This window comes from Alloalcanivorax xenomutans (assembly GCF_032810065.1).
Lineage (GTDB): Bacteria > Pseudomonadota > Gammaproteobacteria > Pseudomonadales > Alcanivoracaceae > Alloalcanivorax > Alloalcanivorax xenomutans.
In genome coordinates this window covers 220,835-234,864 of sequence record NZ_CP136538.1, presented here as the reverse complement: position 1 = coordinate 234,864, position 14,030 = coordinate 220,835, and the positions used below count along the sequence as shown (strand labels likewise).

15 protein-coding genes are annotated in these 14,030 nt (G+C 62.5%); 13 read left to right on the top strand and 2 right to left on the bottom strand.

Translation table 11 applies throughout. The features are described from left to right. The first annotated feature begins 150 nt into the window (after positions 1-150). From ftsY to trmB, 8 genes are all read left to right on the top strand, one after another. The gene (ftsY, locus tag RYH70_RS01160) at positions 151-1,356 is read left to right on the top strand and encodes a signal recognition particle-docking protein FtsY (RefSeq protein ID WP_022997088.1); all 1,206 of its coding nucleotides are present in this window, start codon (positions 151-153) and stop codon (positions 1,354-1,356) included. A 37-nt stretch (positions 1,357-1,393) separates the two neighbouring features. Next, the gene (gene ftsE / locus RYH70_RS01155; protein ID WP_022997089.1) at positions 1,394-2,095 is read left to right on the top strand and encodes a cell division ATP-binding protein FtsE; all 702 of its coding nucleotides are present in this window, start codon (positions 1,394-1,396) and stop codon (positions 2,093-2,095) included. Further along, complete coding sequence (ftsX, locus tag RYH70_RS01150; protein ID WP_026948372.1) at positions 2,085-3,059, top strand: permease-like cell division protein FtsX; 975 nt, start codon at positions 2,085-2,087, stop codon at positions 3,057-3,059. Before ftsE ends, ftsX begins: the two co-directional genes overlap by 11 nt. A gap of 264 nt (positions 3,060-3,323) precedes the next feature. Further along, positions 3,324-4,187: an RNA polymerase sigma factor RpoH gene (gene rpoH, locus RYH70_RS01145; protein WP_022997091.1), complete on the top strand. Its 864-nt coding sequence runs from the start codon at positions 3,324-3,326 to the stop codon at positions 4,185-4,187. Between the two features lie 169 nt (positions 4,188-4,356). Beyond that, positions 4,357-4,728, top strand: a complete 372-nt coding sequence (locus RYH70_RS01140) for a DUF423 domain-containing protein (RefSeq protein ID WP_022997092.1) — start codon at positions 4,357-4,359, stop codon at positions 4,726-4,728. Further along, a complete protein-coding gene (thiS, locus tag RYH70_RS01135; RefSeq protein WP_022997093.1) occupies positions 4,729-4,932 on the top strand; it encodes a sulfur carrier protein ThiS in 204 nt (67 codons plus the stop codon). A gap of 50 nt (positions 4,933-4,982) precedes the next feature. Continuing rightward, entirely contained in the window at positions 4,983-5,762 is a 780-nt protein-coding gene (locus RYH70_RS01130) for a thiazole synthase (RefSeq protein ID WP_022997094.1), read from the top strand. A 5-nt stretch (positions 5,763-5,767) separates the two neighbouring features. Then, entirely contained in the window at positions 5,768-6,484 is a 717-nt protein-coding gene (gene trmB / locus RYH70_RS01125) for a tRNA (guanosine(46)-N7)-methyltransferase TrmB (protein ID WP_317009647.1), read from the top strand. A gap of 141 nt (positions 6,485-6,625) precedes the next feature. On the opposite strand, the gene RYH70_RS01120 is transcribed toward trmB, so the two are convergent. Both RYH70_RS01120 and RYH70_RS01115 read right to left on the bottom strand, forming a co-directional pair. Next, entirely contained in the window at positions 6,626-7,228 is a 603-nt protein-coding gene (locus RYH70_RS01120; RefSeq protein ID WP_158549006.1) for a porin family protein, read from the bottom strand. A gap of 148 nt (positions 7,229-7,376) precedes the next feature. Beyond that, complete coding sequence (locus tag RYH70_RS01115) at positions 7,377-8,702, bottom strand: MFS transporter (protein ID WP_235069090.1); 1,326 nt, start codon at positions 8,700-8,702, stop codon at positions 7,377-7,379. A 263-nt stretch (positions 8,703-8,965) separates the two neighbouring features. Between RYH70_RS01115 and metX the strand changes: the two genes are divergently transcribed. From metX to RYH70_RS01090, 5 genes are all read left to right on the top strand, one after another. Then, positions 8,966-10,123: a homoserine O-succinyltransferase MetX gene (gene metX, locus RYH70_RS01110; RefSeq protein ID WP_022997247.1), complete on the top strand. Its 1,158-nt coding sequence runs from the start codon at positions 8,966-8,968 to the stop codon at positions 10,121-10,123. Beyond that, positions 10,113-10,742, top strand: a complete 630-nt coding sequence (metW, locus tag RYH70_RS01105) for a methionine biosynthesis protein MetW (RefSeq protein WP_374072356.1) — start codon at positions 10,113-10,115, stop codon at positions 10,740-10,742. Before metX ends, metW begins: the two co-directional genes overlap by 11 nt. Before the next feature lie 25 nt (positions 10,743-10,767). Beyond that, positions 10,768-11,370 carry an RdgB/HAM1 family non-canonical purine NTP pyrophosphatase gene (gene rdgB, locus RYH70_RS01100; RefSeq protein ID WP_233918150.1) on the top strand — a complete coding sequence of 201 codons (603 nt, stop codon included), beginning with the start codon at positions 10,768-10,770 and terminating at the stop codon, positions 11,368-11,370. Then, the gene (gene hemW / locus RYH70_RS01095; protein WP_317009646.1) at positions 11,367-12,524 is read left to right on the top strand and encodes a radical SAM family heme chaperone HemW; all 1,158 of its coding nucleotides are present in this window, start codon (positions 11,367-11,369) and stop codon (positions 12,522-12,524) included. Before rdgB ends, hemW begins: the two co-directional genes overlap by 4 nt. A 350-nt stretch (positions 12,525-12,874) precedes the next feature. Continuing rightward, the gene (locus RYH70_RS01090; RefSeq protein ID WP_026949883.1) at positions 12,875-14,029 is read left to right on the top strand and encodes an efflux RND transporter periplasmic adaptor subunit; all 1,155 of its coding nucleotides are present in this window, start codon (positions 12,875-12,877) and stop codon (positions 14,027-14,029) included. Position 14,030 lies beyond the last annotated feature (1 nt).

The window sequence follows — 14,030 nt, the reverse complement described above, 5'->3', positions numbered from 1 at the left end:
TCACGGTGGCGTCGCATAGGCCATGAACAGGCTCCGCGACAGTGGTAGGATACCCGCTCGCCCGCCGACGCGGGCGACGCTTTTTCCGAATCCGCCACCAGGGCGGGTTCTTCCGGCCGCGGCCGGACAACCCGATGGATACGACTGATCATGAACGACGAAGTTTCCCGCGACGACGATAACCCTGCCGAGAAGGAACAAAAGAAAGGCGGTTTCTTCTCGCGCATGTTCCGCCGCGACCGCGAGGAAGCGGCCCCGGCCGGACCCGCCGCGGACGAGACAGAGTCCAGCGAACCGGCCTCCACCGCCCCTCCGGCGGAGCGGCGTGAAACCACACCGGAGCCCGCGGAAAGCGCGGAACCGGAGAAACCAGTGGCCGCGCCCGAGCCTCCAGCCACCGCGCCGGTAACGAGCGAGGAAGAAGACAAGGCCGGTTTCTGGGCCCGCATGAAAGCGGGCATGAGCAAGACCAGCAAGAACCTGGGCAAGGGCCTGGCGGATCTGCTGGTGGGCGCCAAGGAGATCGACGACGAGATCTTCGAGGAGATCGAAACCCAGCTGCTGGTGGCGGACGTCGGCGTGGAAGCCACCGACGTGATCATCCAGGCACTGACCGAGCGCGTCGGCCGCCAGGAACTGGTGGACGCCGACGCCCTCTACGAGGCGCTGCAGGAAGAGCTGCGCAAGCTGCTGGTGCCGGTGGATCAACCACTGGTCATCAACGGCGCGCACAAACCCCACGTGATCCTGATGGTGGGCGTGAACGGCGTCGGCAAGACCACCACCATTGGCAAGCTGGCCTGCCGCTTCAAGGCGGAGGGCCGCAATGTGATGCTGGCCGCCGGCGACACCTTCCGCGCCGCCGCCGTGGAGCAATTGCAGGTATGGGGCGAGCGCAACGATATTCCGGTGGTGGCGCAGCATACCGGCGCCGACTCCGCCAGTGTCATCTATGACGCGGTGCAGGCCGCCCAGTCCCGCCAGGCGGATGTACTGATCGCCGACACCGCCGGCCGCCTGCATACTCGCGGCAACCTGATGGAGGAGCTGTCCAAGGTCACCCGGGTGATGAAGAAGCTGTCCCCGGAAGCGCCCCACGAGGTGCTGCTGGTGCTGGACGCCGGTACCGGCCAGAACGCCATCAACCAGGCCCTGGAATTCCGTGAGACCGCCGGTGTCACCGGCCTGGTGCTGACCAAACTGGATGGCACCGCCAAAGGCGGTATCCTGTTCGCTCTGGCCAAACGCACCGGTCTGCCGATCCGCTTCATTGGTGTCGGTGAACGCCTGGAGGATCTGCGGCCCTTCAACGCCGAGGAATTCGTGCAGGCCCTGTTCGAGGACGTGACCTCCTGATCGAAGCTCCCCAGCACGCTCAACGAGACCAGCATCCATGATCAAATTCGACCGGGTCAGCAAACGCTACGCCAGCGGCAAGGATGCCCTGCGCAGGGTGTCGTTCGAATTGCCCGCCGGGCAGCTCACCTTTCTTACCGGCCATTCCGGCGCCGGCAAATCGACCCTGCTCAAGTTGATCATGATGATCGAGCGCCCGACTCAGGGGCAGATCTTCGTCGGCCGGCAAAACCTGAATGGCTTCGGCAACCGCCATATCCCTTTGCTGCGCCGCAAAATCGGCATGGTCCACCAGAACCACCAGTTGCTGTTCGATCGCAGTGTGTTCGACAACGTGGCCCTGCCATTGGTGATCGCCGGTTTCCCCAAGGCGGATATCGGCAAACGGGTGCGCGCCGCCCTCGACAAAGTGGGCCTGCTCAGCAAGGAGAAGCAGAATCCGATCATGCTCTCCGGCGGCGAACAGCAGCGGGTGGGCATCGCCCGGGCGGTGGTCAACAAGCCACCTCTGCTACTGGCCGACGAGCCCACCGGCAACCTGGACCCGGCCCTGTCCGCGGAAATCATGGACCTGTTCCACGACTTCGCCCGGGTTGGCGTGGCGGTATTGATCGCCACCCATGACCTGTCGCTGATCGCCCGCTACCGCCACCGCCTGCTGACTCTGCGCGAAGGCAATCTGATCCACGATGGCGTCGAGAGCGCCACCCCGGCCGCGGGAGACTGGTATGGCGCGTAACCCGAAACGCCCCGCCGGCGCCCGCAGCGCCCGCACCTCCCTGGGCGATCATTTCACCGCCTGGCGGCACCATCACCGGGACTCGCTGGCGGACGCGCTGGGGCGCATGCGCGGTACTCCCGGCAGTACTCTGCTCACCATCCTGGTGATCGCCATCGCCCTGGCCCTGCCCACCGGCCTATCGGTGCTGCTGGACAACGCCCGGGTCATCACCCAGGGCTGGGATGGCCGCGCCCATCTGTCCGTCTTTCTGAAGATGGATGTCAACGAGGAGCGGCAACGGGCTCTGGCCAAGGATTGGGCAGCCCTGGACGGCGTGGCGGACACCGAGGTCATCACCCGCCAGCAGGCGCTGGATGAATTCCGTGAACAATCCGGTTTCGGTGACGTACTCGAAGCCCTGCCGGACAACCCGCTGCCGCCGCTGATCGTGGTGTTCCCGTCCAACAACGAGCCGGCGGCGCTGGAGGCCCTGCAGCAACGCCTGTCGAAGCTGCCGGAAGTGGATCTGGCACAGTTGGATGTGGCCTGGGTGCGGCGCCTGCATGCCATTATCGAGCTGGGGCAGCGCCTGATCGGCGTGCTGACCCTGGCCCTGGCCGCCGCCGTGGTGCTGGTGGTGGTGAATACGGTACGGCTGGCCATCGAGAGCCGCCGCGAAGAGATCGTGGTGATCAAGATCGTCGGCGGCACCGACGGCTTTGTCCGCCGTCCCTTCCTTTATAGCGGCTTCTGTTGCGGTTTCGCCGGCGGGCTGGGGGCGCTGATCCTGGTCGGCACAGCCCTGTGGTGGCTGGGCGGCCCGGTCAATCAGTTGCTGGATCTGTACAAAAGTGAGCATTCGCTCACAGGGATGTCCCCGGCAACCGCGCTGATCCTGCCGCTGTTCAGCGGCGCCCTGGGCCTGCTCGGCGCCTGGTTGGCGGTGAGCAGGCATCTGGGCGAGATCGAGCCGCAGTTCTAGGCGCCGGACAGCCGGCTATCCAAAGACCGGACTACGAGGCCGCTGTGGGAGCTTCGTAGCCATATCCGAGTTCGCGATCCTGCTTTTTTACTTCCCGTTACATCCATTCGTCATCCAACCATGGAATCATTGATCCAGATCGGGGTCCGATGGGGAGAGCGGGGTCATTATTGATTCCGACGATAGCGGGGAACCAAAACCCCTATTAGCACTCAAAGGGACCGAGTGCTAATATCTTTCCCATCCAAAAGGGAGAAGGGATACATGAACACACAACTGCAACGTGCACAGGCCATGCCGCTGGCGGTACCGGGTAATGACCTGGACGCCTATATCCGCGCGGTCAACGCCGTGCCGGTGCTCAGTGCCGAGGAAGAGCGGGTACTGGCGGAGCGGTTGTACTTTCAGGAAGACCTGGATGCCGCCCGCAATCTGGTACTGGCCCATCTGCGCTTTGTCGTGCATATCGCACGCAGCTACACCGGCTACGGTCTGCCACTGGGCGATCTGATCCAGGAAGGCAACGTGGGTCTGATGAAGGCGGTGAAACGCTTTGATCCGGCCAAGGGTGTGCGCCTGGTCAGCTTCGCGGTGCATTGGATCAAAGCGGAGATTCACGAATACGTGATCCGTAACTGGCGTATCGTCAAAGTGGCCACCACCAAGGCCCAGCGGAAACTTTTCTTCAACCTGCGTGGTCAGAAGAAACGTCTGGGCCGGTTGACGCCGGAAGAAGCCGCCCGGGTAGCCGATGATCTGGGGGTAACCCCGGAACAGGTGAAGGAAATGGAAGGTCGGCTGGGCGCCTATGACGCCAGCTTCGACGGCCCCATCAACGACGATGAGGACAACACCATTCCGTCACCGGCCGCGTACCTGCACAGCGACAACAGCGACCCCGCTGAACTGCTTGCCGAGCAGGACGATCAGGACCGTAACTCCCGCAAGCTGGGCTCCGCCCTGCTGGCGCTGGATGATCGCAGCCGCGACATTCTCGAACGCCGCTGGCTGGCGGACAGCAAGTCCACCCTGCAAGAGCTGGCTGATGAGTACGGCGTGTCCGCCGAGCGGATCCGCCAGTTGGAGAACAACGCGATCAAGAAGCTGCGTAACGCCATAGCTGCCTGATCGTTGCACGAACCCGTAATGCGCTGATTTTGTTTTTGTTACTTTTGCTTTGTTTGCTTTTTCTGCCTTTTGCACGCCACCTCCGGGTGGCGTTTGCGTTATAATCCCGGCGTTTTTCCGCTACCCGGCGACACTCTCCCGATCACCCACGCATGAGGGATGACTCTCAATGAATGCGTTACTCACTCTCGGCGCGCTCAACGGTGCCCTCGCGGTGATGCTGGGCGCGTTCGGCGCTCACGGCCTCAAGGCGCGGGTCGGCCCCGCCGATCTGGCCATCTGGGAGACCGCCAGCCAATACCATTTCTACCATGCTCTGGCCCTGCTGCTGACCGGCCTGCTGGCCCGTCAATTCTCCGCCGGCGGCGCCATCACCGCCGGCTGGGTGATGTTTGCCGGCATGGTGGTGTTCAGTGGTAGCCTGTATGTACTGGTACTCAGCGGCCAACGCTGGCTGGGTGCGATCACCCCCCTTGGCGGCGTGGCCCTGATCGTGGGCTGGCTGATGCTGGCCTGGGCTTTGTTCCGTTCCGTGGATTGAATGATGACCACCCTGACCGTTAACGGCGAACCCTTTTCCCTTTCCGGCCGTACCGTGGCCGACCTGGTTCAGGCCCTGAACCTGAGCGGACGACGGCTGGCGGTGGAAGTGAACCGGGACATTGTCCCCAAGAGCGCCCATGCCGATCATGTGCTGCGCGACGGGGATGTCGTGGAAATCGTGCACGCCATAGGAGGGGGATGAGCCTCCGGCTCCCCCGTCTCCTTAACCCACCAATCTCAACCGAGGCCATCATGTCCGACCTACTCGATATCGCAGGAAAAACCTATTCCTCCCGGCTGCTGATCGGCACCGGCAAGTACAAGGATTTCGAGGAGACCCGATCGGCCATCGAGGAGAGCGGCGCGCAAATCGTCACCGTGGCGATTCGCCGTACCAATATCGGCCAGAACGCCGACGAACCCAATCTGCTGGACTTCGTCAGCCCGGACAAATACACCATCCTTCCCAACACCGCCGGCTGCTTCAACGCCGAGGACGCGGTGCGCACCTGCAAGCTGGCGCGGGAACTGCTGGACGGCCATGATCTGGTGAAGCTGGAAGTGCTGGGCGATCAGAAAACCCTTTATCCGAACATCACCCACACCCTGAAAGCCGCCCAAACCCTGGTGGACGACGGCTTCAAGGTGATGGTGTACACCAACGACGACCCGATCGTGGCCAAGGAACTGGAGTCCATGGGCTGTGTGGCGGTGATGCCGCTGGGTTCGCTGATCGGATCCGGCCTCGGCATCCTCAATCCGCACAACATCCGCCTGATCCTGGAAGAGGCGGAAGTGCCGATCATCGTCGATGCCGGGGTGGGCACCGCTTCCGACGCCGCCATCGCCATGGAGCTGGGTTGTGACGGTGTGCTACTGAACTCCGCCGTGGCCCATGCGAACAAGCCAGTTCTGATGGCCTCCGCCATGCGCAAGGCCATCGAAGCCGGCCGCGAATCCTTCCTGGCCGGCCGCATGCCACGCAAGGCCTATGCCGCCGCGTCCTCGCCGCTGGATGGCGTGAGCCGGTAACCGCCATGCTCGATTTCATCAACCAGGACAAAGACCCGGTCACCGGCAAGGTGATGCGCAAGGTGCGCAGCTTCGTTCTGCGTGAAGGCCGCCTTACCGTTGGCCAGCGTCACGCCCTGGAAACACTGTGGCCGCGTTATGGTCTGGAACGTGCCGGCGGCCAGTTGGAACCGGAAACGGTGTTTGGCCGCGACGCCCCCCGGGTACTGGAGATCGGCTACGGCATGGGCCATTCCCTCGCCACCATGGCGGCGGCCGCCCCGGAGCAGGATTTTATTGGCGTGGAAGTGCACCGGCCCGGTGTCGGCGCGCTGCTGATGGAGATCGAGGAACAGCGTCTGAGCAACCTGCGCAGCTACTGCGATGACGCGGTGGACATCCTCACACTGTGCATCCCCGATCACAGCCTGTCACGGGTGCAGCTCTATTTCCCCGATCCGTGGCACAAGAAGAAGCATCACAAGCGCCGCATTGTCCAACCGGAGTGGGTGGCGCTGGTTCGCGGCAAATTAAAGGAAGGCGGCACGCTGCACATGGCCACCGACTGGGAAGACTACGCGCAACACATGATGGCGGTAATGAACCAGGCACCGGGCTTCCGCAATCTCGCCGGCACCGGCCAGTTTTCCGAACGCCCCGCCTGGCGGCCGGAAACCAAGTTCGAACGCCGCGGCGAGCGGCTTGGGCATGGCGTCTGGGATCTGTTGTTCGAGGCGGTATAACCAGCGAACCGTGGCTCGGTCCTTAAGGCCACCGTGGGAGCTTGCCTGCAAGCGAATGGGCTCTCGGAAAAAGATTCGCTTGCAGCGGCCCGCCGCCCGGACCAAGCTCCCACAGCGGCTTCGTAGTCCGGTCAGTAATGCCTAGAACCGGTATTGAGCGCCGATCCCCACGCTGTCATATTCCAGATCATCCACGCCGTTGGCGTCGATCTCGAACTTGTAGCGATTATAGGCCGCGGTCAGCGCGAGCTGGTCGGTTACCAGATACTGCAGCCGCAAGCCGTAGAAGAAATCACGGGCATCGTCATCGTCCTTGAAGCCGTTGTAGCCATCGCTGACTTTCAGGGTGACGTCCACACTCTGTATGCCGAGCGTCCCCCCCAGTGACAACCGTTCCGTCACCGGCATCAGACCATCCAGAGCCACATAGACCCCGTCCGCTTCCACCTCCATCTTGCCGCCGTAAATCCGGGTTTCGGAATCACCAAACAGGCGATGCCCGAAACGGGCCTGAAAATACTGATTGAAGGCGACCCCCACATAAAGGTCCGTCCCCCATTCCGCATCAGGCGCACTGGCACGGATGAGCGGATCAATACTTTCCACCACCTCATCCAGATTACTCTCGTCACGCATCAGCGAGCCGCCGACCAGCAGGCGCGGGTCCTCGGCATGGGCGAGAGGGGACAGCGTCGCCGCGATAGCGGCCAGAGCAACGGGTATTTGGACAATTGATTTTTTCACGGTTTCCCTCCATTGGTTATCCCGTTGGTTATTGTGATCCGGCCTCCCCCAAATCGAGGCCGAAGCGCAAATCCTAGCACAGGTCACCGTGACGCCAAGGCCGAAAAAACAGCGCCCTATCCACACTCAGCCAACCCTCGACAGCGCTCTACTCCACCTCCGGTAACTTCCACGACCACAGCGTCCCCAGCACACCCATCGCACCGAGGCTGATCAACGCCCACTCGGTGCCCAGCAGCGACACCACCGCGCTGATACCACCGGCCACCAGCAGCAGCACACCGATCACGGTATTGCTCACCGCGGTGTAGTCGGTGCGCTTGGTGCCACCGGCCATGTCCACCAGATAGGTCTTGCGGCCGATACGCACACCGGCATGGGCAATAGCCAGCACGAAGAAGGCAAAAGGATAAAACCAGGCGGCGGCGCCTTCGCCGGCCAGGGCCAACACCGCCACCAGCAGGCAGGTGGCCGAGGCCAGACCGCCACCGCGAATCATCACTTTGCGGCTGGAGGCGTCGGCCATGAACCCCCAGACACTGGCGGAGACGGTACTGGCCAGACTCGACGCTACCAGAAACCCACCCAGCAACGCGGCGCCGGAATTCTGTTTCTGCGCCAGCACCACCAGAAACGGCGAACCCAGAGCGGACGCCATCAGCAGAGCCCGGGCGATCACGAAGTTACGGAAAGGCGCATCGCTGATCAGCAACCCAAGGCTGCGCCAGGCATCCCTCAGGGCGTGTCCGCCACCCGCGGTTTCGCCGGCGAATTCATCCACCGAGGCGAATACTCCCGCCGCCAGCAGCCACGCCAGGGCCGCCCCCACCAGCAACACCGAATAGAACACCATGCCCGGATCCTGGCCACCGCGGAACAGCACCACGCCAACCCCGAGGGTCACCAGACCGGACAGGGTCGCGGCAAGGCCGGTAAGACGGCCGCGCCGGGCCTTGGGAATGCATTTGCCCTGCACATCCTTCATCGCCACCGAGCAGAAGCCCCGCCCGAGACTGAACACCACCAGCAAACCGACGATGGCCAGACCGGCGGCCAACCCCTGCCACTGCCACACCGACAGCGCCATGCCCAGAACACAGATCCCCTGGATCACCGAACCCAGCACCCAGAACCCCTTGCGCACCGGATGCCGGCGCATCCAGGCGCCGATCAGCAACTGCGGAATCAGCGATCCGGATTCGCGGATCGGCACCAAGGCGGCGGTGAGAAATCCCGGCGCCCCCACCGCGCCGATCAGCCAGGCGAGGATGGTTTTCGGATTGATCAGCAGATCTCCGACCTTGGAAAGCAGATTGGCGACAATGATCTTGAAGAAGTTGCCTGGCACCTCGCGGCAGGCTTCTTCACTGATATCGGTACAGGTGCGCGCATCCTCGTCATTGGCGACCAGGGCATAAAGGCGGTCCACCGTTGCCCGCGTCCCCGCGCCATGAACGTTCCCGTTGCTCATCATGTCCCCTTTTCACCCAAGCGAATGTCCCAACACCGGAAGCCGTATTCGCCAGCAAGCTGGTTCCCACAGATTACACTACGAAGCCGCTGTGGGAGCTTGCCTGCAAGCGAATTTTTTGGGGCTCGGAGCCCGATTCGCTTGCAGGCAAGCTCCCACAGCGGCGTGGTAACCCGGAGTCCATGGACCACGATACCGGGGTGGCCGCATTGCATGCCTTGGGGGGGGTCGATAGACTTTGCCTCACCTTTGGATGATGACCCGAAATGCCCGAATCAATCCCCCAGGACTCCGTGGGCCTGGTACAGCCCCATACCCTCCATGTGGACCAGCCGCTGGAGTTGGAATGTGGGCGTCAGTTGCCATCCTACGATCTTGTCTACGAGACCTACGGCAACCTCAATGCCAGCGCCAGTAACGCGGTGTTGATTTGCCATGCCCTGTCCGGCCATCACCACGCCGCGGGCTATCACAGCATGGACGAGAAACGTCCGGGCTGGTGGGACAGCTGCATCGGCCCGGGCAAGCCCATCGACACCAACCGTTTCTTCGTCGTGTGCCTGAACAATCTGGGCGGCTGCCACGGTTCCAGCGGCCCCACCTCCACCAATCCGGAGACCGGCCAGCTCTGGGGCCCGGATTTTCCCATGATGACGGTGAAGGACTGGGTCAAGAGCCAGGCGCGGCTGGCGGATGCACTGGGCATTGAGCAATGGGCGGCGGTGGTTGGCGGCAGCCTCGGCGGCATGCAGGCCCTGCAATGGGCGATTGATTTCCCGGAGCGCCTGCGCCATTCCGTGGTCATTGCCGCGGCGCCCAAACTGTCGGCGCAGAATATCGCCTTCAACGAGGTGGCCCGGCAGTCCATTCTCACCGATCCGAACTTCCATGGCGGCCGCTATTATCTGCACGATACCTATCCCCGTCAGGGCCTGATCCTGGCGCGCATGGTCGGGCACATCACTTATCTCAGCGACGACGCCATGCGCATGAAATTCGGCCGCGACTTGCGCTCCGGCCGCTTCCATTTCGGTTTCGATGTGGAATTCCAGGTGGAGTCGTATCTGCGTCACCAGGGTGAAACCTTCTCCCGCAATTTCGACGCCAATACCTACCTGCTAATGACCAAGGCGCTGGATTACTTCGATCCCGCCCGCGAGCAGGGCGGGACCCTGGAACAAGCGTTGGAGCGTACCCGTTGCGGCTTCCTGGTGATGTCCTTCAATTCCGACTGGCGCTTCTCGCCGGAGCGCAGCCGCGAGATCGTCAACGCTCTGACCCATGTGGGCCGGGACGTGAGCTACGCCGAGATCGATACGCCCAAGGGGCACGATGCGTTCCTGCTGCCGATCCCGGAGTATGTGAAACTGTTCGGCGCTTACCTGCGCCGGGTGGCCGATGAGGTGGATGCCGATGGCCAATGATGTACAGCGGATCCGCGAGTGGATGCCGGAGCGTAACGACCTGAGCCTGATCAGCGACTGGATTCCGCGCAATGCCACGGTGCTGGACCTGGGTTGCGGTGACGGCGCGCTGCTGGCGTACCTGAAAGCAAACAAAGGGGTGCGCGGTTACGGCCTGGAGATCGACCAGGACAACCTGGCCGCCTGTTTCGAGAACGGCGTCAACGTGATCGAACAGGACCTGGACAACGGCCTGGACAACTTCCAGAACGACCGCTTCGATTACGTGGTGATGACCCAGGCCCTGCAGGCGGTGTTACGCCCGGACCGCATCCTCGCGGAAATGTTGCGGGTAGGTCGCGAGGCGATCATCACCTTCCCCAACTTCGGCCACTGGCGGGTGCGCAGTTATCTCGCCTTCAAGGGCCGCATGCCGGTGTCTTCCGCGCTGCCTTATGAGTGGTACGATACCCCCAACATTCATCTGTGCACGGTGAATGACTTCGAGACGCACTGTCGCAAAAACGACATCCGCATCATTCAGCGGGAAGTGGTCAACCGCGATCACCGCAGCAGCACCCTGCCCCGGCTGCTGCCAAATCTGTTCGGCGAGATCGCCATCTATCGGGTGACCCGGTAACCGCCCCCCTATTCAAGGAGAGACCATGGCAACCCTGGTTCTGGCTTCCGGCAATCGCAAGAAGCTGGAGGAAATGAACGCCATTCTGGCGCCGCTGAACATGACCATCGTGCCGCAGAGCGATTTCGATGTGCCGGAAGCGGAAGAGACTGGTCTGACCTTCGTCGAGAACGCCATTCTCAAGGCCCGCAATGCCGCCCGGCACACCGGCCTGCCGGCCATTGCCGACGACTCCGGCCTGGAAGTGGACGCCCTCAACGGCGCCCCCGGTATTTATTCCGCCCGCTTCTCCGGTGTCGGTGCCAGCGACGCGAAAAACAACGCCTTGCTGGTGGAGATGCTCGGCGACCTGCCCGACGCTCCCCGCACCGCCCGTTATCAGGCGCTGCTGGTACTGATGCGCCACGCCGAGGATCCGACGCCGCTGGTCTGCCAGGGCAGTTGGGAAGGGGAAATCGTTCTTGAACCACGCGGCGAGTTCGGTTTTGGCTACGATCCGCACTTTCAGATCAGTGGTGACGGCCGCACCGCCGCCGAGATGCCGCCGGAAGAGAAAAACCGCGTCAGCCATCGCGCTCGCGCTCTGCAGCAGCTGATCGCGCAACTGCGGGAGCATCCACTGCCGTGACCCCGGAGCGGCCGCCCCTGGCGTTATACGTGCACGTACCCTGGTGCGTGCGCAAATGTCCGTATTGCGATTTCAATTCCCATCAGCGCGACACACTCCCTGAAACCCAATACCTCGACGCCCTGCTGGCGGATCTCGACGCGGACCGGCGCTGGCTGGAAGGTGAGTTGGACCGGCCCGTTGTTTCGATCTTTATCGGCGGCGGCACACCGAGCCTGATGAGCGCCGATTTTTACCGGCGCCTGCTGGATGGCCTACGCCAGCGCCTGCCAATGGCCAACGACGTGGAAATCACCCTGGAGGCCAACCCCGGCACCGTGGAAGCGGGCCGCTTCGAAGGCTTCCGCGAGGCCGGCATCAACCGCCTGTCCATCGGCGTACAGAGCTTCGATCCCGGCCAGCTCGCGGCTCTTGGGCGTATTCACGGCCCCGAGGAAGCCCGCCGTGCCGTGGCCCTGGCCCGCGCCGCCGGTTTCGATAATTTCAATCTGGATCTGATGCACGCGCTGCCCGGACAAACGCCGGCCCAGGCGCTGGCGGATCTGCAAGCGGCCATCGAGTTGTCACCCGCTCACCTGAGCTGGTATGAACTCACCATTGAACCGAATACCGCCTTCTACCGCGCCCCTCCGACCCAGCCGGACGAGGACACCATGGCCGACATCGAGGAACAGGGGTTTGCCCTGTTGCGGCGCCATGGCTATGAGCGTTATGAAGTTTCCGCCTTTGCCCGGCCGGATCGCCGCTGCCGTCATAATCTCAACTACTGGCGCTTCGGCGACTATCTGGCGATCGGCGCCGGCGCCCACGGCAAACTGACGCGCCGTGACGGACAACGTGTACGCTATCAAAAAACCCGGCAACCGGAAGCCTATCTTCGGACACCGGAACAGACACGCCGTAGTATCACCGCCATAGAAGATCCTCTGTTCGAAGCATTGATGAACGCGTTGCGTCTGACCAACGGCGTTCCCTCATGCACATTGAGCCAAAACAGCGGCGTGGATCAGGAACGCATCGCGGCCCTGCTGGCGCCCTTGCGTGAACGCGGTCTGCTGCAACCGGATCCGAATCGAATCGTTTGCACCACTTTGGGATTACGCCACCTCAACACCGTGTTGACGCTTATTGGAGAATCCCTCTCCACCTCTTGATGCCCGCCTGATTTCTGGGCACACTCGGGCCTTCTGGACGCCGTGGCCGCCGGGTCTGCCCTCATTATTTTGATCCGCTTTGTCGATCTGCCCTTGCCCCGAGCGATTCAGCCTGGAGAGAAAAAACCAAAACCACAGGGACGCAGCTTTTGATGCACAGCCACCGGCAGGTAGGGCTCTTGTTTCCCAAAAGATTCGCTTGCAAGCAAGCTCCCACAGCGGCTTCGTAGCCTAATCCGTGGGAGCCAGCCTGCTGGCGAATGCGATCCTCTGGTTTTGGACGCTCTCATGCAAGGCTGCCAGGCAACGAAAATATCCAAATAAGCAGGTTGCACATCGGGGTTTCGATCATGACAAAACGCATGGTGATTATGCTGGTCTGCGTTGGCGTATTGTTCGGCGCCATCTTTGGCTGGAAGGCATTCATCAATCATATGATGACGGGCTTCTTCGACAATATGCCCATGCCAGTCGCCAATGTCTCCACCGCGGAGGCAACCCGGGACGAATGGGCACTGTCACTGGATGCCGTGGGGACCGTGGAAGCGGTCAACGGCGTCGACGTCACCAGCCAGGTGGGCGGCGAAGTGGCGGCCATCGAATTCACCTCCGGCGACCAGGTGAAAAAAGGCGACCTTCTCGTGCGGCTGGAATCCCGCGCCGACCAGGCTCAGTTGAAGGCGTTGCAGGCCACGGCTCAGTTGGCGTCCCAGGAATACGATCGCTATCAACGGCTGTTCAAACAAGGGTCGATCTCACAATCCGAGCTGGACAACCGGCGCGCCCAGCGGGATCAATCCATGGCCCAGGCGGACGCGCAGCGGCAGCAGCTCAGCTACAAGACCATTCGCGCGCCCTTCGACGGGGTCCTTGGGATCCGCCGCGTGGATATCGGCCAGTACCTGCAACCCGGCACCCCGGTGGTCAGCCTGGCGCAACTGGATCCGATCTTCGTCAACTTCGCCCTGCCCGAACAAACGCTGAGCAAAATCGAAACCGGCCTGACCGTCCGCGCTTCTCTGGACGCCTACCCTGATCAGACGTTCGAGGGCACCATCACCGCCATCGAACCGGGCGTCAACGAGACCACCCGCAACGTCACCATTCAGGCATCCTTCGAGAACGCGGATCAGCGTATGCGTCCGGGCATGTTCGCCAACGTAACGATCCAGTTGCCGCAATCCGAACCGGTGGTGGTGATCCCTCGTACGGCGGTGGCCTACGCCCCTTACGGAAACGCGGTGTTCGTGATCCAGGACGCGCCGGCGAAAGAAGGCGAACAGGCCGAACAGCAAAGCGGGGACGGCGCCGGCAAGATAGTGCGCAAGCGGTTCGTGAAACTGGGCCGCCAGCGCGGCGACCTGGTGGTGGTGGAATCCGGTCTGGAACCCGGAGAAATCGTTGCCACCAGTGGCTTGCTCAAGTTGCGCAATGATGCACCGGTGGCCATTGAGAATGACGTACAGCCTTCCGCGGAAGCCACGCCCGAGCCGGCGAACAGCTGAG